The organism is Pseudomonas putida, from assembly GCA_041071465.1.
Taxonomy (GTDB): Bacteria; Pseudomonadota; Gammaproteobacteria; order Pseudomonadales; family Pseudomonadaceae; genus Aquipseudomonas; species Aquipseudomonas putida_P.
Window position 1 is genome coordinate 3,701,567 of record CP163498.1, and the last position, 25,475, is coordinate 3,727,041.

Sequence of the window (25,475 nt, forward strand, 5' to 3'; positions counted from 1 at the left end):
TTGCCCGAGACCTGAGCCCCATTGCCTCACGCCGAAGGCAAATGCTGGATGAACGTCACAATTCGCTCACCCAGCTCGCGCGCCAGCGGCAGTTCGGGGTTGAGGTAGCTGTCGCGCTGCTGGCTCATGCTTTTGGGGCTGATGCGCAGCATGTGGTTCATGCCGTCGATCAGCACCAGCTGCGCGTCCGGCTTGGCCGCCTTCAGCCGTTGGGCGTCTGCCACGTCCACCTGCACATCGTTGCGCCCCTGCACGATCAGCGCGGGCATGGGCAGGCGGGCAAAGGCGGCTGCCGGGTTTTGCTGGAACAGCGAGATCAGGTACGGCTGCACGCTGGGGCGAAACACCTGGCGCAAGGGTGCCGGCACTTCGAGGCTGGTTTGCCCGGCCTGCAAGCGGTCGAGCAGGGCGCTGCCACCGGCCAGTTGCGCCGGGGGCAGGCGCAGGGCCAGTTGCTCGCGCAATACGTCGGCCATAGGCCGGCCGCTGCCGGCCAGGGTGATCACCGCGCTGGCACCGGCCTGTTCGGCGGCCAGGCTGGCGATCAGTGCCCCTTCGCTGTGGCCGATGAGGATCAGCGGGCCGAAGCGCGGGTCGGCTTTGAGCTTGTGGCTCCAGGCGACCACATCGGCTACATAGCGCTCCACGCTGAGGTCACGCTCGTCAGGTGTGGCCGGCTGGCTGGCGGCCACGCCGCGCTTGTCGTAGCGCACGCTGGCGATGTGCTCGTTGGCCAACAGCAGGGCCAGGCGCTTGAGGTTGTCGACCCTGCCCGAGGCCGGGTTGTTGCCGTCACGGTCGGTGGGGCCGGAGCCGGCAATGATCAGTACCACCGGCGGCGGCGTGGCCTGTTGTGGCAGCAGCAGGCTGCCGTGCAACACGCCTTGGCCGGTGTCCAGGTCGATCGGGCGTTGCAGTACGGTGGGTGCGGCGGCCTGGGCCAGGCCGGTGCACAGCAGGAAGAGGAAAGCGACGAGGCGCGGCATCATGCGGTACTACATGGGGAGATGGTGCTTTGACCCAATGTTTGCGGGAAGGTTCGAAGGCCAGCACAGACAACCCATCCATCTGTATACTGCCTGCTTTTCGTCCATTTCAGGCAGATCTCGCGGAGCGTCCATGTCCGGCAATACCTACGGCAAGCTGTTCACTGTCACCACCGCTGGCGAGAGCCATGGTCCGGCGTTGGTCGCCATTGTCGATGGATGCCCACCAGGCCTGGAAATTTCCCTCGCCGACCTGCAGCACGACCTCGACCGGCGCAAGCCCGGCACCAGCCGTCACACCACCCAGCGCCAGGAAGCCGACGAGGTGGAAATCCTCTCCGGCGTGTTCGAAGGCCGCACCACCGGCTGCTCGATCGGCCTGCTGATCCGCAACACCGACCAGAAGTCCAAGGACTACTCGGCCATCAAGGACCTGTTCCGCCCGGCCCACGCCGACTACACCTACCATCACAAGTACGGCGTTCGCGACTACCGTGGCGGTGGCCGCAGCTCGGCCCGTGAAACCGCCATGCGCGTGGCGGCCGGTGCTATCGCCAAGAAGTACCTGGCCAGCCAGGGCATCACCGTGCGCGGCTACATGAGCCAGCTGGGCCCGATCGAAATCCCGTTCAAAACCTGGGAATCGGTGGAGCAGAACGCCTTCTTCAGCCCCGACCCGGACAAAGTGCCAGAGCTTGAGGCCTACATGGACCAGTTGCGCCGTGACCAGGACTCGGTGGGCGCCAAGATCACCGTGGTCGCCGAAGGTGTCATGCCTGGCCTGGGTGAGCCGATCTTCGACCGCCTGGACGCGGAACTGGCCCATGCACTGATGAGCATCAACGCGGTCAAAGGTGTGGAAATCGGCGCCGGTTTCGCCAGCGTTGCCCAGCGCGGCACCGAACACCGTGACGAGCTGACCCCGCAAGGCTTCCTCAGCAACAACGCTGGCGGCATCCTGGGTGGCATCTCCTCGGGCCAGCCGATCGTTGCCCACCTGGCGTTGAAACCCACTTCCAGCATCACCACCCCAGGCCGCTCGATCGATATCGACGGCAACCCGGTGGACGTCATCACCAAAGGCCGCCACGACCCGTGCGTGGGCATCCGTGCCACGCCGATCGCCGAGGCGATGATGGCCATCGCGCTGATGGACCACCTGCTGCGTCACCGCGCGCAAAATGCCGATGTGAAGGTGAATACCCCGGTGCTGGGCCAGCTCTGATCCACCCGTGCCGGCCTCCTCGCGGCGTCTAACCGCCGCGAAGAGGCCGATGCAGGTCGCCACAAGGCTATCTCATGCAGCCCATCCCCTACTGGCGCTTGTCCAGCTTCTACCTGTTCTACTTCGCCCTGCTAGGCTCCACCGCCCCCTTCCTGGCGCTGTACTTCGACCACCTGGGTTTTTCCCGGCACGCATCGGCGAGCTGGTGGCCATCCCCATGCTGATGCGCTGCATCGCCCCCAACCTGTGGGGCTGGCTGGGCGACCGTACCGGCCAGCGGTTGTTGATCGTGCGGTTGGGCGCGTTGTCGACACTGGCCACCTTCGCCCTGATCTTCTTCGGCAAAAGCTACGCCTGGCTGGCACTGGTGATGGCCCTGCACGCGTTCTTCTGGCATGCGGTGCTGCCGCAGTTCGAAGTCATCACCCTGGCCCACCTGCACGGGCAAACGTCGCGCTACAGCCAGGTGCGCCTGTGGGGCTCGATTGGCTTCATTCTCACGGTAGTTGGCCTGGGCCGCTTGTTCGAATGGCTGAGCCTGGATATCTACCCGGTGGCGCTGGTCACGATCATGGCTGGCATCGTCGCCGCCAGCCTGTGGGTACCCAATGCCCAGCCGCTGGAGCAGGGCGAGCGCAGCGGCGCGGGTGGCTTCCTGCAGCAGTTGCGCGCCCCGGGGGTGATGGCGTTCTACGCCTGCGTGGCGTTGATGCAGCTCAGCCACGGGCCGTATTACACGTTCCTTACCCTGCACCTGGAGCACCTGGGCTACACGCGCGGTGCCATTGGCCTGTTGTGGGCGCTGGGGGTAGTGGCCGAGGTGCTGATGTTCATGGTCATGAGCCGCCTGTTCGCCCGTTTCAGCGTGCAGCGGGTGTTGCTGGCCAGCTTCCTGCTGGCGGCCATACGCTGGTTGTTGCTGGGCAATCTGGCAGGTGAGCCGGCCGTGCTGATATTCGCCCAGTTGCTGCATGCGGCCACTTTCGGCTGCTTCCATGCCGCCAGCATTGCCTTTGTGCAGGCCAGCTTCGGCGCCCGTCAGCAGGGTCAGGGCCAGGCGCTGTACGCGGCGCTGTCGGGTACCGGCGGTGCGTTGGGGGCGTTGTACTCAGGCTACAGCTGGAAGCTGTTGGGCCCCACCTTCACCTTTGGTATGGCCAGTGCCGCAGCCTTGGCCGCAGCCGTTATCATTGCCCTTCGTTCGCAATCGACCAGGACCCGCCCCTGATGAGTATTCTCAGCGTTTTCCACCCCGACAGCCCGGCACTGCCGAACAAGGTGCTGACTCACCACGATGACATCGCTGCCACATTGGCCGAGCACGGAGTGCGCTTTGCCCATGCCGAGCATGGCCTGCGGGTGCGCCCGGTACGGCCCAGGATGAGGTGCTGGGCGCTTGCCGTGTATACCTGGACCAGTTGATGACGGGGCATGGCAGCAAGGCGTTCGTGCTGTTGAACCGTGACGGTGAGGACCCGGTACAGGTCGATGTGCGCGATGAGCATGTGCATGACGCCGACGAGGTGTTTGCCGTGGTCGGAGGGCGTGCGCAGGTGGGCCTGCGGTTGGGCGGCTGGGTGTATTCGGTGCTGTGCGAGAAAGGTGACCAGCTTGTGATACCGGCGGGGACGCGCCGCTGGGTTGAGCTGGGCGACACGCCGTTTTGCCTGGCGTTGCGCTTGTACGGCAGCGAGCAGGGCGTGCAGGCGCGGTTCACCGGGGATGTGGCTGCACGGGCGTTTTTGGGGATTGACGAACTGTAGTGGCCCTACCGACCTCTTTGCGGGCAAGCCCGCGAAGAGGCCATGTCAGGCAGTTTCAAATTCAACGGTAGGTCGGCAAGGCAAACCGCTGTTGGCTCTGCAGCATGGTAATCACCGGCAACTCACTGGCCTGCTCGGCCAAGTCGCGACGGATGGCACTGATCGCCCAGGACAGCTGTTCGGCACTGTGCAGTTGCCCATAGGTCAGCACCCGGCGGGTAACCTTGCCATCCGCCGCACGCAGGGTAAGCAGCACACCGCCATCGGGGCGGGCTTGGGTATTCACCTGATAGGCCGAAAATACCGAAACGAACTTTTGCTGGATGAGGTCCATATCAACTCCTGGCTGTTGTAGGGCAGACGTGAGTTGATGGTTGCAGTGACCGTGCCAGAACGCTGATTAGCGAAAAGCCCAGTAAATACAGGCTCTTACGGGTTATTTACGGAAGCGGCATCGTGCAGGCTGCATGGTCGTGCATTTTGCACAGTGCATTTTGCACGGGTCGGGATTTGCCTATCGGCCCTATAGAATCTGAACCTTTGACCGCAATGGCATGCCTGACGAAAACTTGGGCAATCAAATATGCCAGGAGGTTCCCGATGTCCAGCCAAACCGCACCCGCCACCATGAACGATGACGAAGCCGCTGCATTCGCCGAGCAGGTGTTCGAACGTGCCCGTCAGGGCGACGCCGACATGCTCGGGCGCCTGCTTGCCAGTGGCCTGCCGCCCAACCTGCGCAACCACAAGGGCGACACCCTGCTGATGCTGGCCAGTTACCATGGCCAGCATGACGCGGTGCGCGTGTTGCTGGCGCAAGGTGCCGACCCATTGATTGCCAACGACAACGGCCAACTGCCTATTGCCGGTGCAGCGTTCAAGGGGGATCTGGCGATGATTCGCCTGTTGCTTGAGCACGGTGTGCCAGTGGATGCCGCCGCGCAGGATGGGCGTACTGCGCTGATGTTGGCAGCCATGTTCAACCGCAGCGAAATCATCGACTACTTGTTGGCCCAGGGCGCCGACCCGGCGCGCCAGGATGCACGCGGCGCCACGGCGCTGATGGCGGCCCAGACCATGGGCGCGGTGGACGCCGCCGCACGCCTGCAAGCGCTGGCCGGCTAACCGCCTGGGGGCATTTGCGGCTATCCTTGGCGACTTTTCACCCGTCGCAGGCCCCCTTTCATGAAAACTCAGTTGCTCGAATTCATCAGCCTCATTGGCGCCGGCTGCATGCGCGAGGCAGACATCGAGCGCATCGCCGCCGAGGCCGCCGAGGCCTACGCCGACCCTGTCGCCTTCCTGGCCGCCAACCCTGATATCAATTACGACGACAGCTTCCCGATCCCGCTGGGCGAATGGGTGGTGCTGGGCAGCCTGCCGGACACCGTGGTGTTCCAGGCCGACAGCTATCAGGACCTGTTCCAGCAGATCAGCGATTCGTTCGACAACAGCGTGCCGTTTACCCTCAAGCCCAAGCAGCTGGCCCGTACCGAGCCACTGACCGCGCTCAATCGCATCCAGGTGCAGATGGGCGCGCTGAACAAGGAGGCCGGTGGTTATGTGCTGCTGAACTTCAGCCAACTGCTGGACGACGAACTGCAGATGGTGATGGTGGGGCAGAACGACCTGGCGCGGGTGCTGAAGCTGGGAGCAGAGCTGGGCATCAAGGTCGAGCCGGCCTTGGAAGCCCTGAAAGTCGCCGTACACATCTAAAGCCTGGCGCGGTTCCTTGTAGGAGCGGCCTTGTGTCGCGAAAGGGCCGCGAAGCGGCCCCGGCATTTTATGCGGCGAAGCTGAAAATGCTGGGGCCGCTTCGCGCCCCATCGCGACGCAAGGCCGCTCCTACAGGCCGGTGTTTAGCCTCAGCCTAATGCGGTATCCAGGAACATCATCACCGCAAACCCACCCATCAACCCCAGGGTCGCTGCTGTCTGGTGCCCGTTGCGGTGGGTTTCGGGAATCACCTCGTGGCTTACCACAAAGATCATGGCCCCCGCCGCCAGCCCCATGCTGATGGGGTAGGCGAGGGCAAAGCCGGTCGAGATCCCCAGCCCGATCACCGCCCCCAGCGGCTCCATCAGCCCCGACCCTATCGCCACCAGCGCGGCCTTCAGGTTCGACAGGCCCGTGGCACGCAAGGCCAACGCCACGGCCAGCCCCTCGGGGATGTCCTGGATGGCAATGGCGCTGGTCAGCGGCAGGCCGATGTTCATATCGCCGTTGGCAAAGCTCACGCCAATCGCCATGCCTTCAGGCAGGTTATGCAGGGTAATCGCCAGCACGAACAACCAGACTCGGCTGATGCGCTCGGCTTCGGGGCCGCACGGGCCGGTGCTTTCGTGTTCATGTGGGGTGAAACGGTCCAGGCCCAGCATCAGCAGCACCCCCAGGCCCATGCCCAACACGACGGTAAACGCCGCAGCCGGGCCGTTGCCGGTGATCTCGCGGGCAGCGTCCAGGCCCGGCAGAATCAACGAAAACGAGCTGGCGGCCAGCATCATGCCGGCGGCAAAGCCCAGCATCACGTCCTGGGTACGCGCGCTGACATCGCGCAGCACCACCGCCAGCACCGCGCCCAGCGCGGTGGCGCCAAAACCGGACAGCCCGCCCAGTACGGCCAGGTGCAGGTTGTCGGCATGGTCGCCGTTCACTGCGTTCCAGAAGCTGGCGGCCAGCAGCACGCACACGGCCAGCAGGCTCAGCCCCAGGCCGGCGCTGAGCCAAGGGGTACTGGTAACCTGCTGGCGCCAGGCGTGCAGCAGTGAGGATGGAGCGGCGCTTTGGCTATGGGCGGGGGCATGCGAACCTCGAATCAATGAATACTGGCAGTCTACTCAGGGACCTGCGCCAATCGCCAAGGATTCCCTTCTATTGGCGCGATAGCTGACTATGCTGTGCAGCAAAGCCTCTGGACAGGAGTTTAGGCATGGGGTCTACATTCAACAGCCTGATCGGGCTGATCATTCTGGCGCTGGACATCTGGGCCATCCTCAATGTGATCAAGAGTGGCAGCGAGGTGGGCATCAAGGTGTTGTGGATACTGCTCATTGCCCTGCTGCCGGTGGTAGGGCTGGTGATCTGGGCGATTGCCGGGCCGCGGGGGAATGTGCGGATCTGAGCCATGTGAGTTGCTCGCTGCGGGTGCGGTGAAACAGACATAAGCGGTAATGGGGCCGTGACAAAATTTTCACATTGGTTTAAACAGAATCCGCACCCGCACAATGCTGCGTTGGTCTAGCGCCACCGCCTCTTCGCAAACCGCAATCCTAGGACCTTCCCATTCATGGCTAACACGGACGCCTTGAAGCAACAGGGCGCGCGAACGTCGCTTTCGCCGACCCTGAAATCCCACCTGGCCTACACGCTGCTCAGCGGCCTGGTGATCATGCTGATGCTCAGCCTCGTGCGCCTGGCGCTGCTGGTCTACAACAGCGACATGATCGGCGAGACCCCTTATTCGACCGTCGCCGAAGGCTTCGTCAACGGCTTGCGCTTCGACCTGCGGGTGGTGGTGTACATCAGCATTCCGCTGCTGCTGGCCATCCTCAGCCCTTGGGCCATGGCGCGGCGCGGCGTGTTCCGTTTCTGGCTGACCCTCGCCTCGAGCGTGGTGATGTTCCTCGGCCTGATGGAAATGGACTTCTACCGCGAGTTCCACCAGCGCCTGAACGGCCTGGTGTTCCAGTACATCAAGGAAGACCCGAAAACCGTCATGAGCATGCTCTGGTACGGTTTCCCGGTGGTGCGCTACCTGCTGGCCTGGGCCTTCGGCACTTGGCTGCTGAGCCTGCTGTTCAAAGGTATCGACCGCGCGACCCGTGGCGATGGCCTGCAGCGCGTGGCGCCGTGGTACAAGCGTGTGGCGGTGTTCATGGTGATTTTGCTGGTGGCCGTGGTCGCTGCCCGTGGCACCCTGCGCCAGGGCCCACCGATGCGCTGGGGGATGCCTTCACCACCGACTCCAACTTCGTCAACCAGCTGGGCCTGAACGGCACCCTGACCCTGATCGACGCTGCCAAGAGCCGCTTCGGCGAGGACCGCGCCAATATCTGGAAGCCGGTGCTGGAGCAGAACCTGGCCACGCAAAGCGTGCGCGAGCAGCTGCTGACCGCCAACGACACCTTGGTCGATGCCGACGAGGCAGCCATCCGCCGCGACTTCGTGCCGCCGGCTGAGCGCACCCTGCCGATCAAGAATGTGGTGGTGATCCTGATGGAAAGCTTCGCCGGCCACTCGGTAGGCGCGCTGGGCAGCCCCAACAACATTACCCCGTACTTCGACAAGCTGGCCAAAGAGGGCCTGCTGTTCGACCGTTTCTTCTCCAATGGCACCCATACCCACCAGGGCATGTTCGCCACCATGGCCTGCTTCCCCAACCTGCCAGGTTTCGAATACCTGATGCAGACCCCGGAAGGCGGCCACAAGCTGTCTGGCCTGCCGGCCTTGCTCAGCGCCCGTGATTACGACGACGTGTACGTCTACAACGGCGACTTTGCCTGGGACAACCAGTCCGGTTTCTTCGGTAACCAGGGCATGACCACCTTCATCGGCCGTAACGACTTCGTGAACCCGGTGTTCTCCGACCCGACCTGGGGTGTGTCTGACCAGGACATGTTCGACCGCGGCAACGAGGAGCTGGCCAAGCACGACGGCAAGAAGCCGATCTACGCGCTGCTGCAGACGCTGTCCAACCACACGCCCTATGCGCTGCCCAAAGACCTGCCGGTAGAGAAGGTGACTGGCCAGGGCCGCCTGGACGAGCACTTGACCGCCATGCGCTATTCGGACTGGGCGCTGGGCCAGTTCTTCGAGAAGGCGCGTAAAGAGCCTTACTTCAAGGACACCCTGTTCGTCATCGTCGGCGACCATGGCTTTGGCAACCACCAGCAGGTCACCGAGCTGGACCTTGGCCGGTTCAACGTACCGCTGCTGCTGATTGCCCCGGGCATTCAGGAGAAGTTTGGTGCGGTCAACCACACGGTGGGTACCCAGGTCGACATTGTGCCGACCATCATGGGCCGCCTGGGCGGCCAGACCCGTCATCAGTGCTGGGGCCGTGACCTGCTCAACCTGCCTGAGGGCGACCAGGGCGTTGGCATGATCAAACCGTCTGGCAGCGAACAGATCGTCGGCCTGGTGCAGGGCGACCGCATCCTGATCGAGTCCAAGGACATGTCCCCGCGCATGTACCGCTACCAGCTGGGCAGCGAGTTCAAGGCCGAGTTGATCGAAAGCCCAGACCAGCCGGAAATGCTCAAGAAGCTGGAAGCGTATATCCAGACCGCGACCAAGAGCCTGCTGGATAACACCGCCGGTGTCGTGCACGGCACACCTAAGTAAGGCCGTAAACCGGGCCGCTATGCGGCCCATTCGCGGTTAAAGCGGACTGAACATTCCTTCAGCCCCAAGGTCACTTATTCAGGCATCACCCAACTGGTGTTCTTGAATTGAGAGGGCGCGTTCAATGAAAGAGTGGGAAGTCATCTTTGCCGATCAGAAAGGCGAACCGTCCACCATGACGCTGCGGGCCGAGCACTGTCCCAGCGAAGAGGACGCCGCGCGGGCCATTCGTTCGCACCTGTTTCCGGTGATGGACGAGCTGGACCTCAACGACTTCCAGGACCGCACCATTTCCCCGACCGCCCGCTGGCTCAAGGAGCATAGCGGCGTGACCATCACCAGCATCCACGAAGCGCTCTGAGCCACACGTTTGCGTGGTGCTCTTGCAGGCACTACGCTGGTGGAAGGTGCTTGCCTGATCTGTGGGTGGGCACTGCATCAATTCGCGTCTTGCATCAGCTCGAACTGCCCGGCCGCTGCCGGCAGGTGCGTAGTGCACGGAAAGTCTATCCATTGCTTTATTCAGGAGGACGATTCATGAGCAGCCAGAACGACGATATCAGCAGCAACGTCCTGCGCCAGATGAAAGCAGGCGGTTTCGACTTCACCCAGGTCCACCCCATCGAGTTCTACGCCGTTTTCCCGGATGAAACAGGGGCCCGCCGTGCGGCTGGGCAGTTTCGCGGGGAATCGCTCAATGCCCAGGTGAAGGAACTGGGTGACGGTGCCTGGCACCTGGAACTGAGCAAGGTCATGTACGCCACCCATGGTGGGATCGGTGACTTCGAAGAGGCATTCGAGCAGCTGGTGACACCTTATGGGGGAGAGGTGGAAGGTTGGGGCGTCAAGCAAGAGCGGCCCATTGCCTGAACGTATTGTGTTGCCTTCTTCGCGGGCTTGCCTGCGAAGAAGCACGCACCGCCTTCAGGGCCTGCGCCCAGCCATATGCCCCAAATAGGCCAACAGCGCATCCAACTCCTGCTCGCTCAAAACACTCTCGGCAAACCCAGGCATTTTCGCCTGCGGCCACCGTCGCAGGCTCTGCGGGTCACGTATCAACTTGCGTAGATAGGCGGGTTGAAAATACTCGGTCGGGTTGTGCGGCACATTCAAATCCGGCCCCACCTGCGCGTCCCCCGCGCCGTTCAGCCGGTGGCATGCCAGGCAGTTCTGCTGAAACAACGCAAAGCCCTGACGCACAGGGTTGTCGGCTGGCAGCTTCGGGTCGGGCAGCAATGCGGGAAAACGCTGTTCCACCGGGGCCAGTTTGCGCAGAGTGGACACCTGAAACGGCCACTGTTCCGGCCGGATGCCGCTGGCCTCCGGTGCAGTCCACACCAGGTAGAACGGCCCCGCGCTTGGCTTGCCCTGGCCCAGTGGCGGCCACGGCTTGCCGGGGTCTTCCACGGCCAGCCAGGCCTGTGCCGGCCCTTGCTGCAGCAGTGGTGCGGCGGGCATCTCGGCGGCAAACCCATCCAGCGCCACGGCCTGCAGGTGATCGCTGGCGTTCACGCCCTCCAACAGTGTGGCCAGCGGCACTGCCCGGTAGCGCATGGGGCGTTTGTAGGAAACGTCCTGCTCGATACTGATATCCCGGGCTTGCGGGTGGTCAAGCAGTTCGGCGCTGCTCCACTGGCGCGTAGTGACGCCCAGTTCAAGGTGCAGTTGCGCCGCCGACAGTGGCAGGCTCAGGAGCAACGCTAACAGGGCAAGGCAGTGGCGCATGGGCAATCTCCGACCATCGAGGTCAGCAGGTTACCTGTGCGCTGGCCATTGCCGCCACCGCTGCACTCAGCCGAACAAACGTGTGAGGTTCGGCAGGATCAGCAGCAAAGTCGTGGCGAAGAGAATAAGCCCAGCTTGGCGAAGTTTCGATTGTCTGAACATGGCGGACCGCCTTCTTGTTGTTATTCCTGAATACCCGTTGGCTTCCTTGTCGCGTTTCGGGTCGATCGCAGTAGCGTTGTGTGGCGCCTGAACTGCTTGCCTCTTGAACGTGGATATACAACCAACAGTAGGGTGTGCGTCATCCATGTTTGAGAACCCTTTGTTCTAATGGCCAGATTCAATGATTTCGTTTTGCTATGAGGCCATGTGCCAGCTGGCTGGCATGCTCTGGCTAGACGGTGGCGCAAGTGCCAGCGGCGCACCGACGAAATGTGACCGTTCGTCAGTGCAGCCTACTTGCTTGTACGTGCCTTTCGCGTCAGTCTCTACAGCAGATTCCCACCCATGTCGTTCAGGACTACCCCTATGTCGTTACGCGTCTGCATCCTTGAAACCGATGTCCTGCGACCGGAGTTGACCGCGCAGTATCAGGGCTACGGCAGGATGTTCGAGCAGCTCTTCTCGCGTCAGCCGATCGCCGCCGAATTCCGTGTGTATAACGTGATGAACGGCGACTACCCCGCCGACAACGAAGTGTTCGATGCCTACCTTGTGACGGGCAGCAAAGCCGATTCGTTCGGAACCGACCCGTGGATCCAAACCCTCAAGGCCTACCTGCTCAAGTTGTACGAGCGCGGTGAGAAGCTGCTGGGTGTGTGTTTTGGCCATCAATTGCTGGCCTTGACCCTGGGTGGCAAGGCCGAGCGGGCCGAGAAAGGCTGGGGCGTGGGCATCCATCGCTACTCGCTGGCGGCGCATGCGCCGTGGATGGACCCGGAGGTGTCGGAGCTGACCTTGCTGATCAGCCACCAGGACCAGGTGACCGAGCTGCCGGAAGGCGCGACGGTGATTGCCTCCAGCGATTTCTGCCCGAACGCGGCGTACCACATTCGCGACCAGGTGCTGTGCTTCCAGGGCCACCCGGAGTTCGTGCATGACTACTCCCGCGCGCTGCTCGATGCGCGCCAGGACTACCTGGGTGACGAGGTGTACCACAAGGCTGTGGCCAGCCTGGCCACCGAGCACCAGGGCGACCTGGTGGGGGAGTGGATGCTGCGCTTTATCCAGCAGCCGGCGAGCAAAGATACCGCTGCATGATGGCAAAGGGGCCGCGACGCGGCCCCGACAATTTCAAAGCCAGCCCGACTTCTTGAAACTGGCATACAACCCTGTGCACCCCGCCGCTATCACCCCTAGCACCGCAAAGTACCCATAGTGCCAGCTCAGCTCCGGCATATTCTGGAAGTTCATTCCGTAAACCCCGGCAATGGCCGTGGGGAACGCCAGGATCGCCGCCCAGGCTGCGAACTTGCGCTGCACGATGCTCTGCCGTGACGACTCCAGCAGCATGCCGATCTCGATGGTCTGGCTGGCGATGTCGCGGATGCCGGCCAGGTCCTCCATCTGCCGCGTCACATGGATCTGCACATCACGGAAGTACGGGCGCATGTTCTTGTCGATGAATGGGAAGTTCAGCCGCTGCAGTTCTTCGCTCACTTCCACCATCGGTGCCACGTAGCGGCGCAGGCGCAGGATATCGCGGCGCAGGCTGTGCAGGCGACGGATGTCATCCTCTTGCAGCGAACCACCCAGCACGCTTTGCTCCAGCTCTTCGATCTCGCCATGAATGGCCTCGCTGACCGGCTGGTAGTTCTCGGTCACGAAGTCGAGCAGGGCATACAGCACGAAGTCTTCGCCATGCTCCAGCAGCAATGGCCGCGCCTCGCAGCGCTGGCGAACCATGGCGTAGGATTTGGAGTGGCCGTTGCGGCAGGTGATGATATAGCCGTTGCCAGCGAAGATATGGGTTTCGATGAACTCCAGCTTGCCCTCGTGGCGCACTGGCGAATAGGTGACGATGAACAGCGCGTCGCCGAAGGTTTCAAGCTTGGGCCGGCTGTGCTTTTCCAGGGCATCTTCGATGGCCAGTTCGTGCAGGTTGAACTGGCACTGCAAGTTGGCCAGTTCCTCGGCGTTGGGCTCTTCCAGGCCGATCCACACGAAATGCCCCGGCTTGCGGGCCCACTCGCTGCCTTCGTCGATGCTGATGTTGGTGACCTTTCTGCCGGCGCTGTACACCGCCGATGCCACGACTCGCCCCATGGTTGTCCGCTTATTCCGGTTGAACACGGGTACAGCTTGGTCTGTACCCGGCTCAAGAGCAACCCGGATCAGGCCAGCTCGTTTTCCATGCGGTCAATGCACTGCTGCATCTGCCCCCGACACTGCTCGATCAGTTGCGGCAGGTCCTGCAGGGTCATGCCCGCCGTGGCAATCGGTGGCAGCGAGCGCACGATCACCGTGCGTGGGTGCCAGCTGTTCAGGCTCAGGCGCCCGGCATAGCGGCTGACGCATACCGGCACGATCGGCACACCGGCCTCGATGGCCATGTGAAACGCGCCTTTCTTGAACGCCAGCAAACGCTCACCGGCATTGCGGGTGCCTTCGGGGAAAATCGAGATCGAGGTGTCGTTCTGCAGAACACGGGTGGTTTTCTGCATGGCCTTGCGTGCCTGGTAGGCATTCTTGCGGTCTATCAGCACGTTGCCGCCCAGCCAGAACAGCTGGCCGAACAGCGGGATCCAGCCCAGGCTTTTCTTGCCGATGGCCACGGTGCGTTGCGGCACCACCTGGCCCAGTACGAACAGGTCGAAGTTGGACTGGTGGTTGGCAACGATCACACAGCCGGGCGGTTGGTCCCACAGCGGGCCGACCTCAGCCTTGACCTTGATGCGCATCAGCCAGGTGGCCGGCAAGCTGTAGAGGTGGGCGAACAGGCGGCTGTTGTCGGGGTTGAACGGGCGGCACAGGCCAATGAGCAGGCCCACGGCGCCAACGGCAAGAAAATGCAGCGCCAGCAAAAGCATGCGCAATGAATAAAGCATGGTACGGCTCACACCAGACAGTCGCCGGGGAGTGTACGGATGTGCACTGGCTGGGGCAAACCTTGGCGTATGCCCCTTTCGCGGGTTTACCCGCGAAAGGGGCCGGTGCGGTCAGCCCATATGGTGCTGGTCCAGCTCGATTGCCTTGTCCAGCGCCTCCAGCAGCCCTTTGCGCACTTTCAGCTTGGTGTTCTTGTGCGCCAGCATGTTCAGCTTCTTCAGTTCCCGCGCGGCGGCCAACGCCGCGTCCTGCAACTGCTCGGCCGGCACGACCTTGTCGAGGAAGCCGGCATCCACCGCACCCTGTGGGTCAAACACTTCGGCATTGATCACCGAGCGGTGGAAGGCCGAGCGGCGCAGGCGGTCGCGAGCCAGTTCAATGCCAGCATGGTGCATGGTCATGCCGATCTGCACTTCGTTCAGGCACACCTTGTACGGGCCTTCCACGCCAATGCGGTAGTCGGCTGACAGCAGCAGGAAGGCACCTTTGGCCACGGCATTGCCTGGGCAGGCGACCACGACTGGGAACGGGTGCGACAGCAAGCGGCGGGCCAGGGTGGAGCCGGCAGTGACCAGGCCGATGGCCTCTTCGGCCCGCTGGTCATCACCTTGAGGTCGTAACCGCCTGACAGAATGCCCGGCTGCCCGGTGATGATCACCACCGCACGCTCTTCGGTGGCGCGGTCCAGCGCTGCGTTGAAGGCAGTGATGACGTCCGGCGAGATGGCGTTGACCTTGCCGTTGTTGAGGGTCAGGGTGGCGATGCCGTCTTCGGCGTGGTAGGTAATCAGCTCGCTCATGGCAGAGTCCTTTTGTTGGCGTGGCGACGACGTTACCCAGCGCCAGAGGCCAGGTAAAGCAGCAAGGCTGACTGGTCGGTCAGCGTTCACCGCGCCTCAAATGCAAATACATGAAAAATTTGAAAAAAGTGCTTGCCAAAGGGAATGTCTTTCACTAAATTAGCGCACCTCGACGGGCCGCACGGCTTGAAGAGAAACGGTGAAGTGTCCGAGTGGTCGAAGGAGCACGCCTGGAAAGTGTGTATACGAGAAATCGTATCAAGGGTTCAAATCCCTTCTTCACCGCCACATTCTACGAAGAGCCCCCGCGCTGAAAAGCTCGGGGGCTTTTTGTTTTCAGGGCCATTAGGGCTGCTGCGCAGCCCATCGCGACACAAGGCCGCTCCCACAGGGATCGCGTCAATTTCAGAGTGGGCCGCAAAGCAGCCCCAAAAGCTTAGAAACTGACCGAAGCCGAAAGCCGGGCGGTACGTGGCGCGCCCTGGAACAGGTAGTTATCCCCCAGATAATCCCCCACATCGTGCCAATAGCGCTTGTCGAACAGGTTATCCACGGTCAACCGCAGCACCGTGTCATACCCACCAATACGGGTACGGTAGCGGCTGCCGAGATCGAACACGGTATACCCGCCAACCTCCACATTCCCCGCCTGGCTCGCGTACTTGCTGGCGCTGTACCGCGCCCCGCCCAACAGCGCCAGCCCCGGAACCGGCAGCGAATATTCCGCGTGCATCGCTGCTCGGAATTTTGGCACGTTGATCGCCTGGTGCCCTTCATAAGCCTCGGTACCGCTGTTCTGCACCCGTGCGCGAATGGCGGCTGCGCTGGCCTGCAACTGCAAGTTCGAGGTCACCCAGCCGCTGGCGCCCAGTTCCAGGCCGGTGTTTTTTTGCTGGCCTTGCTGCACGTAAGTGAAGTGGCCGGCACCGTCAGGGCGCGCGTACTGGTAAGCCTGGCGGATCTGGAACAGCGCGGCACTGAAACTCAGGCCCTGCCAGTCGTGCTTGAGGCCCAGTTCCAGCTGGTGGGAGGTTGTCGGCGCAAGGATCTCGAACGTGTTCTCGGCGAACCAGGGGGCAGTACCGCCCGCTGACAGGCCTTTGGCGTAGCTGGCATATACCGTGGTATTGGGCTGCGGTTTGAAGATGATCGCGGCGCTGGGCAGCAGCTCGTATTGACGGGTGTGGCGCCCGGCAAGGCCGTTTTCGTCCCAGGTCTTTTCATCCAGGCGCACTTCTCGGGCGCCCAGCACGGTCTGCCATTGTTCGTTGAAGCTGATCCGGTCGCTGATGAACAGGCCGTACTGGCGGCTATCGAGGCGGCGCTCGCTAGACTTGATGGGATTGTCGGAGGGGTCAAAGGCGGGCGCACCGGTATGGATGTTGCCTGTGCCTACCCATTCCATATAGCTGGGCCGCTGATCCAGTGTGCGCCGCTGCGCGCTGGCACCCATGGTCAACTCATGCCCCACACCTAGCGCATCGAACCGCCCGTTGAGCATGGCCTGCGCCTCGTCGGTGCGGCGGGTGTCGTCGGGGCTGCGGAAGTCGTAGATGTCATAGTCACCATTACTGCCGAAAAACGCGCCTTCGCTCGAGCCCCAGGCAAACGCGCTGTAGTCGTCGATCACCACCTTGCTGCGCGAGGCGCTCAAGGTGCCGGTCCAGGCCTCGTCGAAACGGTACTCGAAGCGCCCGGCAAGGTTCAGCGAGTCGCTTTGCACAGGCTTTGCCCAGTGCTGGTAGGCCAAGCGATCATCCGGGTCGATGCCATGGGGCACTTCAGTGCCGCCGAGCAGTTGGTAACCCGGCACCGAGCGTTGTTCGCGGTGCTGGTACTCGGCATCCAGCTGCAGGGTGGCATCTGGGTTGATCTGCCAGTCGAATGCCAACGAAGCGAAGTCGCGCTTGCCGTCGGCGTGGTCGACGTAGGAGCGGATATCTTCGTGGGCCAGGTTGGCGCGCAGGCCGAACTGCTTTTCGCTGCCGAACCAACCGCCCAGGTCGGTGGCCAGGTAGCGTTCGCCTTGTTCGTTGGTCGACACCGTAAGGCTGCGTACCTCTTCGGCGCGCTTGGTCACATAGTTGATCAGGCCGCCCGGTTCTGAAACGCCGCTCTGCAGCCCGGACAGGCCCTTGAGCAGCTCCACCTGTTGCTTGTTCTCCAGGGCCACGTTCTGCTCGCCAGCGATGGTCTGGCCATTGATGCGATAGCTGCTGGCGGCATTCAGTTCGAAGCCGCGTACATTGAAGTTCTCGTAGTAGCCGATGGGCGCATAGCTTTCGCCGACCGAGGCGTCGCTTTGCAGCACCTCGCTGAGCATGCGCACCTGGCGGTCTTCCAGCAGTGGCTGGCTGAACACGCTGACAGAGGCCGGTGTATCGAGCAACGGCGCAGGCTGGAAGCCGCTCACAGCGGCCTGGCGTGCCTGGTAGCCGTCATTGGCGTAGGTGTCGGAGACCTGCAGTGGGGCCAGCACCACGCTGTCTTCGGCAAGCACATTTTGGCACTGCAGGGCCAGGCCCAGGCTGAGCAGGCTCAGGGGCAGGCGGGGGTGACGCGAGGGCATGCGGGGGCTCCGACCATGAAAAAGGCGGCATCTTAACAGCCGCCTTCAACAGAGAACGATCGGGGCCCCGCGAAATTCAACCTGTACCGGTCGGCCGCTTGTGCTGCCGCCAGTTGTCATCGATTTTCGACCAGGTCTTGCCATCGGTGATGGCCAAGAGCTTTCGCCCATCCTTGAAGGTGGCCAGGAAGGTCGCTTCCTCTTCCTTGCCACCCAGCCACAGCCCGGCCAGCAGCCCCACTGGCCCTGCCACCAGGGCGCCGGCCACGCCCCAGCCCAAGGCGCTGCCCAGGCTGCGGCTCGGTTCCAGGCTGGCCAGCCGCAAGTCGCTGATGCGGGCCAGGGAAATCCGCTCGCCGGGGGAGGGGCTGCGCGGAGTCTTGAGTGTGAGCGATCCGTTGCGATACTCGCCTTCACCTTGCAAGAAATCGCCGGATTGCACCGTGAGTCTTGTCATAAAGTCGTCCTGTCAGGGAAAGGGCATTTTCCAGCGCCTACTGAGCGCTGCCCAGGCAGGCAAGTCAACGGCCATGCGACGGAGGGTCGTGCGGTGCTTTGTCGCCATGGTTGATTGAAACGTTTCATGCCAGTGGCAGGGTTTTCTTGCGCTTGCGCTCGGCCAGCCCCCACGCCAACAACGCCAGCCCGCCAATGACCAACCCTGCGACCACAATGCCCATCCAGCCTTGGCGCTGGAACAACTGTGTACCCAGCAACGACCCCAGTGCCCCGCCAATGAAGTAGCAGGTGATGTACCCGGCATTGAGCCGCGTGCGCGCTTCGGGCCGCAGGGCGATCACCGCATTCTGGTTGCTCACGTGCACCAGTTGCACCGCCAGGTCGAGCATCAGCACGCCCAGCAGCAAGGCCAGCAACGACTGCTCGGCGAAGCCCAGCGGCAGCCACGCCAGCAGCAACACCACCAGGCCGACGGTGGTGCCCAGCGAGCCCTTGCCACGGTCGGCCAGGCGCCCGGCCCAATTGGCCGACAACGCACCCGCTGCGCCGGCCAGGCCGAACAGGCCGATAACCGCATCCGAATAATGGTAGGGGCCTTTAGCCAGCAAAAATGCCAGCGGTGTCCAGAACAGCGCGAACAGGCTGAACGACAGCAGGCCGAGCAACGAGCGCAGGCGCAGTACCGGCTCTTCAAGAAACAGGCGGAACACCGAGCCGATCAGCGCCGGGTACTTCAGCCCGGCATGGCTGTGGTGTTGCGGCAGGCTGCGGTACAGCGCCACGGCGGTGATCGCCATCAGCACGGCGGCCAGCACGTAGATGCTGCGCCAGCCGCCCAACTCGGCCATGAAGCCGGCAGCGGTACGCGCCAGCAGAATGCCCAGCAGCAGGCCGCTCATCAGCGTGCCGACCGCGCGCCCTCGCTGATGCGGCTCGCTCAGGGTCGCGGCCATCGGCACGAGGATCTGCGCCACCACCGAGAACAGCCCGGTCAGCGCTGTGCCAAGGATCAGCCAGGGCAGGCTTGGCGCACAGGCGCTGATGACCAGGCCCAGGGTGGAAATAACGGTCATCACGGTGATCAGCCGGCGCTGCTCGAACAGGTCGCCCAGCGGTGCCAGCAGCAACAGGCCGGCGCCATAGCTGAGCTGCGCGGCAATCACGATGCTGCCGGCGCTGGCGGTGCTCAAGCCAAACTGCTGGGCGATGCTGTGCAGCAGCGGTTGGGCGTAGTAGTTGCTGGCCACGGCCAGGCCGGTGGCAGTAGCCATCAGCAGGATCAGGGCGCGGCTGAGAGTGGGGGTGTGCATGCGGTTCTCGTGGCGGGCGGTAGTGTTGGGATGATTATCAGGAAGTGTGTGTCATGACACCAATGTATAGTTTTCAACTTATCAATCTTGAAAGCAGATAGATCGATGAACCTCAAGCAGCTCGAATACGCCCTTGCCGTGGCCGACACAGGCAGTTTTACCCGCGCGGCCGAGCGTTGCCATGTGGTGCAGTCGGCCCTCAGCCATCAGGTGGCGCGGCTGGAGGCACAGCTGGGCGTGAGCCTGTTCGAGCGTAGTTCGCGGCGGGTACGCCTGACGCCGGCAGGTGAGGCCTTTGTGCTCAGTGCCCGACCGGCGGTGGAAGCGGCTGGGCGCATTGCCGATGACGTGGCGGCGGCCTGCGGCCAGGTACGCGGGCGGTTGGCGATTGGCGAAATCAGCTCGCTCACCGCGCTGGACCTGGTCGACCTGTTGGCGGTGTTCCACGACCGTTACCCGGACGTGGATGTACGCTGGCTGACGGCCAAGAGTGAATTGCTGATCGCCGATGTGCTCGAGCGGCGCCTGGACGTGGGCTTCATAGGCCTGTGGCAGGGCGAGGTGGTGCAGGGCGTGCAGCACCGTTTGCTGGCCAGGGAGGAACTGGTGGCGTTGTTGCCGTTGCGGCATCGGCTGGCGGGCAGGGGGCAGCTGGCGCTGGCTGACCTGGCGGGCGAAGTGCTGGTGGACTTCCCTGAAGGCACCGGAGCGCGACGGCAGACCGATGAGGCGTTTCAGGCGGCGGGGTTGCAGCGTCGGGTGCAGTTCGAGATCGGTCATGTGCGCCTGGTGGAGAAGTTCGTGCAGCGGGGCATGGCGGTGGGTTTGGTGCCGGAGCGGGTGGCCCAGGGCTTTGAAGGTGTGGCGCTGGCGCGGGTGGTGGATGCGCCGGTGCGGCACCTGTATGCCGTGTGGTCCTGCAGCCCGACGCCTGCTGCTCGGGCTTTTCTGGAGGTGATGGAACAGCGTCTGGGTGCTGGGAATGGTTGAACCTGTTCCGGTTTTCTCGCCGGAACAGGCAAACCTTCAATCAGGCTGCGAACCCACCGTCCACCGTCAGGCTGGCCCCGGTGATGTACCCGGCTTCAGGCCCCGCCAGGTAAGCCACGAAGCTGGCAATTTCCTCTGGCTCGCCATACCGGCCGATCGCCATCAACGGGATCAGGCTCTCGGCAAACTCGCCGCTGGCCGGGTTCATGTCGGTGTCCACTGGCCCCGGTTGTACGTTGTTCACGGTAATGCCCTGCGGCCCGAGGTCACGCGCCATGCCGCGGGTCAGGCCAACCAGCGCAGACTTGCTCATGGCGTACGGCGCACCGCCGGCAAACGGCATGCGCTCGGCATTGGTGCTGCCAATGTTGATGATGCGCCCACCCTGGCCCATGTAGCGTGCGGCGGCCTGGCTGGCGACGAACACACTGCGTACGTTCACCGCCAGCATGCGGTCGAAGTCGGCCAGGTCGAATTCGGCCAGCGGGGCCACCGCCAGCACGCCGGCGTTGTTGACCAGGATATCCAGCCTGCCGAAGGCCTTCACGGCGTCATCCACTGCCAGTTGCACGGCCGCTGCATCGGCGCTGTCGGCCCGCAGGGCCAGGGCTTTGCCACCGTTTTCGCTGATTTCGCGGGCCAGTTCTTCTGCCGGGCCGGCAGAGCTGACATAGGTGAAGGCCACGTGCGCGCCTTCGCGGGCCAGGCGCCGTACGATGGCCGCACCAATACCGCGGGAACCGCCCTGAACCAGGGCCACTTTGCCTTCGAGTGAAAGTTGCTTGGACATGCTGATCTCCTGCTGGAAGCCAGGCCGAAATGCCTTGGATGGGCAAAGTATCGGCGCTTGATTACCTGCTGATAAGATGGCAATCACTATCAGCAGAGTAAACCTTGGGTTGCTAATCATGGCCGTGGAATCGTTCAACGCGTTGGAATGCTTCATCCGCAGTGCCGAAGTCGGCAGTTTTGCCGAGGCGGCCAGGCGCCTGAGCATTACCCCGGCTGCTGTGGGCAAGCATGTTGCCCAATTGGAAGCGCGTCTGGGTGTGCGGTTGTTCCAGCGTAGTACCCGCAAGCTGACCTTGACTGAAGCAGGGCGGCGTTTTCTTGGCGAGGTCAGCGACAGCTTCCGCACTATCCAGTACGCCGTGGCCAACCTGGCCAGCGCCGAAGGCCAGCCGGCCGGGTTGCTGCGGGTGAGCATGGGCACGGTGTTCGGGCGTTTGTACGTGCTGCCGTTGCTGAGCGAATTCTTGCGCCGCTACCCGGCGATTACCCCGGATTGGCATTTCGACAACCGCCAGGTCGACCTGATTGGCCAAGGCTTCGATGCCGCGATTGGCGGTGGTTTCGAACTGCCGCCAGGCGTGGTGGCGCGCAAGCTGACCCCGGCGCACCGGGTGCTGGTGGCGGCACGGGCCTATCTGCAGCAGCACGCGCCAATCGACGACCCGCAGGTGCTGCACCGCCATGAGGGTATTCTGATTCGTTCACCGCAGACCGGGCGGGTGCGCTCATGGCCGCTGACCAGTCGCTGGCAGGCGCAGCAGCCACTGCAATTGCGCCAGGCGATGACCATGAGCGATTCGGACGCGGCTTGCGCGGTGGCCGAGCAAGGGCTGGGTATTGCCCTGGTGAGCTTGCCGTTTGCCGTGCCGTACCTTCAGGCAGGCCGGCTGCGGCGGGTGTTGCCGGACTGGTACGTGGATGATGGGCATATCAGCCTGTATTTCGCCGAGCACAAGCTGATGCCGGGCAAGACCCGGGCGTTCATCGATTTTGTCGTGGAGCAGTTTGCCGAGCAGGGGTTGGCGGGGCGGTTCGATGCTTTGCAGGCCCTTTGACGTTGCAGCACTTTTCCTGGGTTGATGCGCTCCTGCAATGACCGCGTTAGGCCAGGCGCGAAGAGGCCGGGTCAGGCAACATCAACAATGAACAATAACTGCTGGCCCAGATTCACCTCGTCATCGATCTTCTTGCCCATCAACTGCTGCCCCAACGGCGAGCGTGGGGTAATGACTGTCACCAGCCCATCCCCCTCGCCAATTTTCAACCCAGCGGCTTCTGGCCCGAGCAATAGCCGGCGTTGCCCACCAAGCTCATCCTCCAGCGTCACCAGGTTGCTCACCTGCACCCCGCGCGCCGGGTCGTAGTCACGCAGTAGCAGTTGCTGGTAAATCAACAGCGCCTGGCGGATTTCCCCGCTGCGGCGGGCCTGGCCGGTGGCCAGGTACGAGGCCTCCAGGCCCAGGGTGTCGTACTTGTTCTCGGCAATGTTCTCTTCGGCGGTGGCGGCCTCGTAGGCGGTTTGCGCTGCGCGGGTCAGCACATCCAGGTCGTGCTCGAGGGTGGCGACGATCAGCGCCAGCAGGTGGGGCTTGTTCATGGTCAGTAACAGAACTCCAGCACGTTGGCCTGGCTTTTGTCGGTGGGCGCGGTACGGTTCTGCTGCAGCCAGAACTGGCACTTGGGGCTGTTCAGGTTGCGCGGGTTGCCCTGGGCGGCGTCGGCGGCCTGTTGCAGTTCCTGCTTGTGCAGGATGTCCTTGTAGCGCTCGAACATTTCGGCCTGGGTATCCTGGGCCGCAGCCGGCGCAGGTGGTGCGGCGGGGCGGTACGCGTTGGGTGCTGCAGCCTGGGCCAGAGGTTGTACCTGCTGTGGCCACCATTGCTGGGCCAGCCACAGGCTCACGGCAATGGCCACGGCGCCCAGCCACAGGCCCAAGGCAACGCACAGGATCAACTGCAACGGCTTGAGGGTGATTTTCAGTTCACGGTGGCGGGGCATGGCAGCCTCCTGGCAAGGTGGTCGGGGTGCATTGTCGCATGCGCATGGGCATTTTTCCGCGCAGGTGCTTTTGTCGGCGACAATTTATGCGCAGAATTCGCGGTTTTTGCATCAGCACGGGAGGGGCGCATGAACGCCACCTGGGACATCTTCTGCAGCGTCGTCGACAACTACGGCGACATCGGCGTGACCTGGCGCCTGGCCCGGCAGTTGGTGGCCGAGCATGGCATGGCCGTGCGCCTGTGGGTGGATGACCTCAACGCCTTCGTGCCCATGTGCCCCGGTGCCGATGCCACCGCTGCGCAGCAGTGGCAGCACGGTGTGGATGTACGCCACTGGCCGGCGCAGTGGTTGCCGGTGGTGCCGGCCGATGTGGTGATCGGCGCGTTCGCCTGCCAGCTACCGGCGGCTTATGTCGAAGCCATGCGTGCCCGCCCGCTGCCGCCGCTGTGGCTGAACCTTGAGTACCTTAGCGCCGAGGATTGGGTGGAGGGTTGCCATGGCTTGCCTTCACCGCAGGCCAACGGCCTGCGCAAGGTGTTTTTCTTCCCGGGGTTTACCGAAAGAACCGGTGGCTTGCTGCGCGAGGGCTCGCTGCTGGCGCGGCGTGACGCGTTCCAGCAGTCCGCCGATGCGCGCCAAACCTTCCTGCAAGGGCTTGGCGTAAACCCTGTGCCGGGGGCGTTGCTGGTCTCGCTGTTCGCCTACGAAAACCCACAGTTGGCCAGCTGGCTCGATGCCCTGGCTACAGGTGCGCAACCGTGTCACCTGCTGGTGCCGCAAGGGCGCATCGTCGCAGGGCTCAGCCAGTGGCTTGGCGAGGCGCAACTGCAGGTGGGCGATGTGCGCACGCGTGGGGCGCTGACCGTACAGGTGCTGCCTTTCGTCAGCCAGGACGACTTCGACAGGCTGTTGTGGAGTTGCGACTTCAACGCCGTGCGCGGTGAGGACTCGTTCGTGCGTGCGCAGTGGGCGGGGCAGCCGATGCTGTGGCACATCTATGTGCAGGACGAGAATGCCCATTGGGAAAAGCTCGAAGCGTTTCTGGCGCATTATCGCCGTGGCTTGTCAGGCGATGCCGATGCCGCCTTGCTTGGCCTGTGGCGCGCCTGGAACATGGATTTCGACATGGGCCAGGCCTGGCAGGCGGCCCGCCAGCATTGGCCAGAACTGCAGCAACATGCCCGGCGTTGGGTGGTGAGACAGGCCGCTCAGCCGGACCTTGCCACAGCGCTAGTACACTTTTACCGAAATTCGCTATGATACGCGGCCTCGATTTTTATAAATCCATCCAGATTCGGATACTTCGTAATGAAAACTGGTAAAGAACTGAAACCCGGTACCGTCCTGCGGATCGACAACGACCCGTGGCTGGTTCAAAAAGCTGAGTTCACCAAGTCGGGCCGTAACAGCGCGATCATGAAGACCAAGCTGAAGAACCTGCTGACCGGCTACAAGACCGAAACCGTATACGGTGCGGACGACAAGCTGGACGACGTGATCCTGGATCGCAAAGAAGCGACCCTGTCGTTCATCAGCGGTGACTCGTACACCTTCATGGACACCACCGACTACACCATGTACGAACTGAACGCCGAAGACATCGACGCCGTTCTGCCGTACATCGAAGAAGGCATGGAAGACATCTGCGAAGCCGTGTTCTTCGAAGGCCGCCTGGTATCGGTTGAACTGCCGACCACCATCAGCCGTCAGGTTGTCTACACCGAGAACGCTGCTCGCGGCGACACCTCGGGCAAGGTCATGAAGCCTGCCAAACTGAAGAACGGCACCGAGATCCAGGTTGCCGACTTCATCCAGATCGACGAGTGGATCGACATCGACACTCGCGACAACAGCTTCAAAGGCCGTTCCAAGAAGTAATTCTTCTTGCGAGACGCAAAAAACCCGGCCTTGGCCGGGTTTTTTTATGCCTGGGCCTTACACCGTCACATGCAGGCGTACATCCACATTACCGCGGGTGGCATTGGAGTACGGGCAGACCTGGTGCGCTTTCTCCACCAGCCCTTCGGCATCCGCCTGGGCCAGGCCCGGCAGGTTGATGTGCAGGTCGATGTCCAGGCCGAAACCGCCCGGGATCTGCCCGATACCCACCTTGGCGGTGATCGAGGCATCTGCCGGCAGGGCTTTCTTCTCTTGCCCGGCCACGAATTTCAGGGCGCCGATGAAGCATGCCGAATATCCGGCGGCGAACATCTGTTCAGGGTTGGTGCCGTCACCGCCAGCGCCGCCCAGTTCCTTGGGGGTGCTCAGGCTGACGACCAGCTTGCCGTCGCTGGACTTGGATTTGCCGTCGCGCCCACCGGTGGAGGTAGCTTCTGCGATGTACAGCGGAGTGACCTTTTGCATCTTGAGCCTCGCTAATGTGCTGTGCGCTCCCGTTTGCAGGAGGGCGCGGGTTGGTGTGGGATTTAAGTTAGCGCGCAATTAGTTAGTGCGCAAGATAAATC

General features: G+C 62.9%; 24 protein-coding genes, 1 tRNA gene and 4 pseudogenes. 15 read left to right on the forward strand and 14 right to left on the reverse strand.

From position 1 onward, the window contains the following. Positions 1 to 26: 26 nt before the first annotated feature. On the reverse strand, positions 27 to 989 hold the full coding sequence (locus AB5975_17100; protein XDR18385.1) for an alpha/beta hydrolase: 963 nt from the start codon (positions 987 to 989) through the stop codon (positions 27 to 29). 130 nt (positions 990 to 1,119) lie between these two features. Between AB5975_17100 and aroC the strand changes: the two genes are divergently transcribed. The 3 genes and pseudogenes from aroC (at position 1,120) to AB5975_17115 (ending at position 3,974) form a co-directional block, all read left to right on the forward strand. Beyond that, a complete protein-coding gene (aroC, locus tag AB5975_17105) occupies positions 1,120 to 2,211 on the forward strand; it encodes a chorismate synthase (protein ID XDR18386.1) in 1,092 nt (363 codons plus the stop codon). A gap of 74 nt (positions 2,212 to 2,285) precedes the next feature. After that, positions 2,286 to 3,439, forward strand: a pseudogene (locus AB5975_17110) (MFS transporter). Next, positions 3,439 to 3,974: pseudogene (locus AB5975_17115) on the forward strand (oxidase). The pseudogenes AB5975_17110 and AB5975_17115 overlap by 1 nt, the downstream one beginning before the upstream one ends. A gap of 61 nt (positions 3,975 to 4,035) precedes the next feature. Here AB5975_17115 and AB5975_17120 read toward each other — a convergent pair. After that, positions 4,036 to 4,308, reverse strand: coding sequence for a DUF3509 domain-containing protein (locus AB5975_17120; GenBank protein XDR18387.1), 273 nt, complete (start codon positions 4,306 to 4,308; stop codon positions 4,036 to 4,038). Positions 4,309 to 4,574: 266 nt separating this feature from the next. Here AB5975_17120 and AB5975_17125 point away from each other — a divergent pair, with 266 nt between their 5' ends. Together AB5975_17125 and AB5975_17130 are read left to right on the forward strand one after the other, a co-directional pair. Beyond that, a complete protein-coding gene (locus AB5975_17125; protein ID XDR18388.1) occupies positions 4,575 to 5,099 on the forward strand; it encodes an ankyrin repeat domain-containing protein in 525 nt (174 codons plus the stop codon). Between the two features lie 60 nt (positions 5,100 to 5,159). After that, positions 5,160 to 5,690, forward strand: a complete 531-nt coding sequence (locus AB5975_17130; protein XDR18389.1) for a hypothetical protein — start codon at positions 5,160 to 5,162, stop codon at positions 5,688 to 5,690. Between the two features lie 149 nt (positions 5,691 to 5,839). On the opposite strand, the gene AB5975_17135 is transcribed toward AB5975_17130, so the two are convergent. Next, positions 5,840 to 6,790 (reverse strand): ZIP family metal transporter, encoded by a 951-nt coding sequence (locus AB5975_17135; GenBank protein ID XDR22986.1) that lies wholly within the window; start codon positions 6,788 to 6,790, stop codon positions 5,840 to 5,842. 113 nt (positions 6,791 to 6,903) lie between these two features. On the opposite strand from AB5975_17135, the gene AB5975_17140 reads away from it, so the two are divergent. The 4 genes and pseudogenes from AB5975_17140 to AB5975_17155 all read left to right on the forward strand — a co-directional run bounded on the left by AB5975_17140 (position 6,904) and on the right by AB5975_17155 (position 10,187). After that, positions 6,904 to 7,095 carry a PLDc N-terminal domain-containing protein gene (locus AB5975_17140; protein ID XDR18390.1) on the forward strand — a complete coding sequence of 64 codons (192 nt, stop codon included), beginning with the start codon at positions 6,904 to 6,906 and terminating at the stop codon, positions 7,093 to 7,095. Positions 7,096 to 7,260: 165 nt separating this feature from the next. Further along, a pseudogene (locus tag AB5975_17145) lies at positions 7,261 to 9,317 on the forward strand (LTA synthase family protein). Positions 9,318 to 9,441: 124 nt separating this feature from the next. After that, positions 9,442 to 9,678 carry a hypothetical protein gene (locus AB5975_17150; protein ID XDR18391.1) on the forward strand — a complete coding sequence of 79 codons (237 nt, stop codon included), beginning with the start codon at positions 9,442 to 9,444 and terminating at the stop codon, positions 9,676 to 9,678. A 176-nt stretch (positions 9,679 to 9,854) separates the two neighbouring features. After that, complete coding sequence (locus AB5975_17155) at positions 9,855 to 10,187, forward strand: ribonuclease E inhibitor RraB (protein ID XDR18392.1); 333 nt, start codon at positions 9,855 to 9,857, stop codon at positions 10,185 to 10,187. A 54-nt stretch (positions 10,188 to 10,241) separates the two neighbouring features. Here the strand turns inward: AB5975_17155 and AB5975_17160 are convergent, their stop codons facing one another. Further along, entirely contained in the window at positions 10,242 to 11,042 is an 801-nt protein-coding gene (locus tag AB5975_17160; protein ID XDR18393.1) for a cytochrome c, read from the reverse strand. Between the two features lie 528 nt (positions 11,043 to 11,570). Between AB5975_17160 and AB5975_17165 the strand changes: the two genes are divergently transcribed. Then, a complete protein-coding gene (locus tag AB5975_17165; GenBank protein XDR18394.1) occupies positions 11,571 to 12,302 on the forward strand; it encodes an amidotransferase in 732 nt (243 codons plus the stop codon). A 33-nt stretch (positions 12,303 to 12,335) separates the two neighbouring features. Here AB5975_17165 and AB5975_17170 read toward each other — a convergent pair whose 3' ends face one another. From AB5975_17170 to AB5975_17180, 3 genes and pseudogenes are all read right to left on the reverse strand, one after another. Next, positions 12,336 to 13,307, reverse strand: coding sequence for a magnesium and cobalt transport protein CorA (locus AB5975_17170; protein XDR18395.1), 972 nt, complete (start codon positions 13,305 to 13,307; stop codon positions 12,336 to 12,338). 68 nt (positions 13,308 to 13,375) lie between these two features. Next, positions 13,376 to 14,089, reverse strand: a complete 714-nt coding sequence (locus tag AB5975_17175) for a lysophospholipid acyltransferase family protein (protein XDR18396.1) — start codon at positions 14,087 to 14,089, stop codon at positions 13,376 to 13,378. A 111-nt stretch (positions 14,090 to 14,200) separates the two neighbouring features. Then, positions 14,201 to 14,889 (reverse strand): annotated as a pseudogene (locus AB5975_17180) (crotonase/enoyl-CoA hydratase family protein). 198 nt (positions 14,890 to 15,087) lie between these two features. On the opposite strand from AB5975_17180, the gene AB5975_17185 reads away from it, so the two are divergent. After that, a tRNA-Ser gene (locus AB5975_17185) sits at positions 15,088 to 15,177 on the forward strand. Positions 15,178 to 15,325: 148 nt separating this feature from the next. Here AB5975_17185 and AB5975_17190 read toward each other — a convergent pair. The 3 genes from AB5975_17190 to AB5975_17200 form a co-directional block, all read right to left on the reverse strand. Next, positions 15,326 to 17,458 carry a TonB-dependent siderophore receptor gene (locus AB5975_17190; GenBank protein ID XDR18397.1) on the reverse strand — a complete coding sequence of 711 codons (2,133 nt, stop codon included), beginning with the start codon at positions 17,456 to 17,458 and terminating at the stop codon, positions 15,326 to 15,328. Positions 17,459 to 17,534: 76 nt separating this feature from the next. Next, positions 17,535 to 17,915, reverse strand: a complete 381-nt coding sequence (locus AB5975_17195) for a hypothetical protein (protein XDR18398.1) — start codon at positions 17,913 to 17,915, stop codon at positions 17,535 to 17,537. 124 nt (positions 17,916 to 18,039) lie between these two features. Then, on the reverse strand, positions 18,040 to 19,227 hold the full coding sequence (locus AB5975_17200; protein XDR18399.1) for an MFS transporter: 1,188 nt from the start codon (positions 19,225 to 19,227) through the stop codon (positions 18,040 to 18,042). Between the two features lie 105 nt (positions 19,228 to 19,332). Between AB5975_17200 and AB5975_17205 the strand changes: the two genes are divergently transcribed. Continuing rightward, a complete protein-coding gene (locus AB5975_17205) occupies positions 19,333 to 20,217 on the forward strand; it encodes a LysR family transcriptional regulator (GenBank protein ID XDR18400.1) in 885 nt (294 codons plus the stop codon). A gap of 40 nt (positions 20,218 to 20,257) precedes the next feature. Here AB5975_17205 and AB5975_17210 read toward each other — a convergent pair whose 3' ends face one another. Beyond that, positions 20,258 to 21,007, reverse strand: coding sequence for a 3-oxoacyl-ACP reductase family protein (locus AB5975_17210; protein ID XDR18401.1), 750 nt, complete (start codon positions 21,005 to 21,007; stop codon positions 20,258 to 20,260). Between the two features lie 118 nt (positions 21,008 to 21,125). Here AB5975_17210 and AB5975_17215 point away from each other — a divergent pair, with 118 nt between their 5' ends. After that, positions 21,126 to 22,064, forward strand: coding sequence for a LysR family transcriptional regulator (locus AB5975_17215; protein ID XDR18402.1), 939 nt, complete (start codon positions 21,126 to 21,128; stop codon positions 22,062 to 22,064). Between the two features lie 71 nt (positions 22,065 to 22,135). Here the strand turns inward: AB5975_17215 and AB5975_17220 are convergent, their stop codons facing one another. Continuing rightward, entirely contained in the window at positions 22,136 to 22,606 is a 471-nt protein-coding gene (locus AB5975_17220; GenBank protein ID XDR18403.1) for a GreA/GreB family elongation factor, read from the reverse strand. Positions 22,607 to 22,608: 2 nt separating this feature from the next. Continuing rightward, positions 22,609 to 23,007, reverse strand: a complete 399-nt coding sequence (locus tag AB5975_17225; GenBank protein ID XDR18404.1) for a hypothetical protein — start codon at positions 23,005 to 23,007, stop codon at positions 22,609 to 22,611. Between the two features lie 129 nt (positions 23,008 to 23,136). On the opposite strand from AB5975_17225, the gene earP reads away from it, so the two are divergent. Next, complete coding sequence (gene earP, locus AB5975_17230; protein XDR18405.1) at positions 23,137 to 24,270, forward strand: elongation factor P maturation arginine rhamnosyltransferase EarP; 1,134 nt, start codon at positions 23,137 to 23,139, stop codon at positions 24,268 to 24,270. 48 nt (positions 24,271 to 24,318) lie between these two features. Then, positions 24,319 to 24,888 carry an elongation factor P gene (gene efp, locus AB5975_17235; GenBank protein ID XDR18406.1) on the forward strand — a complete coding sequence of 190 codons (570 nt, stop codon included), beginning with the start codon at positions 24,319 to 24,321 and terminating at the stop codon, positions 24,886 to 24,888. Positions 24,889 to 24,945: 57 nt separating this feature from the next. On the opposite strand, the gene AB5975_17240 is transcribed toward efp, so the two are convergent. Then, entirely contained in the window at positions 24,946 to 25,374 is a 429-nt protein-coding gene (locus AB5975_17240) for an organic hydroperoxide resistance protein (protein ID XDR18407.1), read from the reverse strand. Positions 25,375 to 25,475 lie beyond the last annotated feature (101 nt).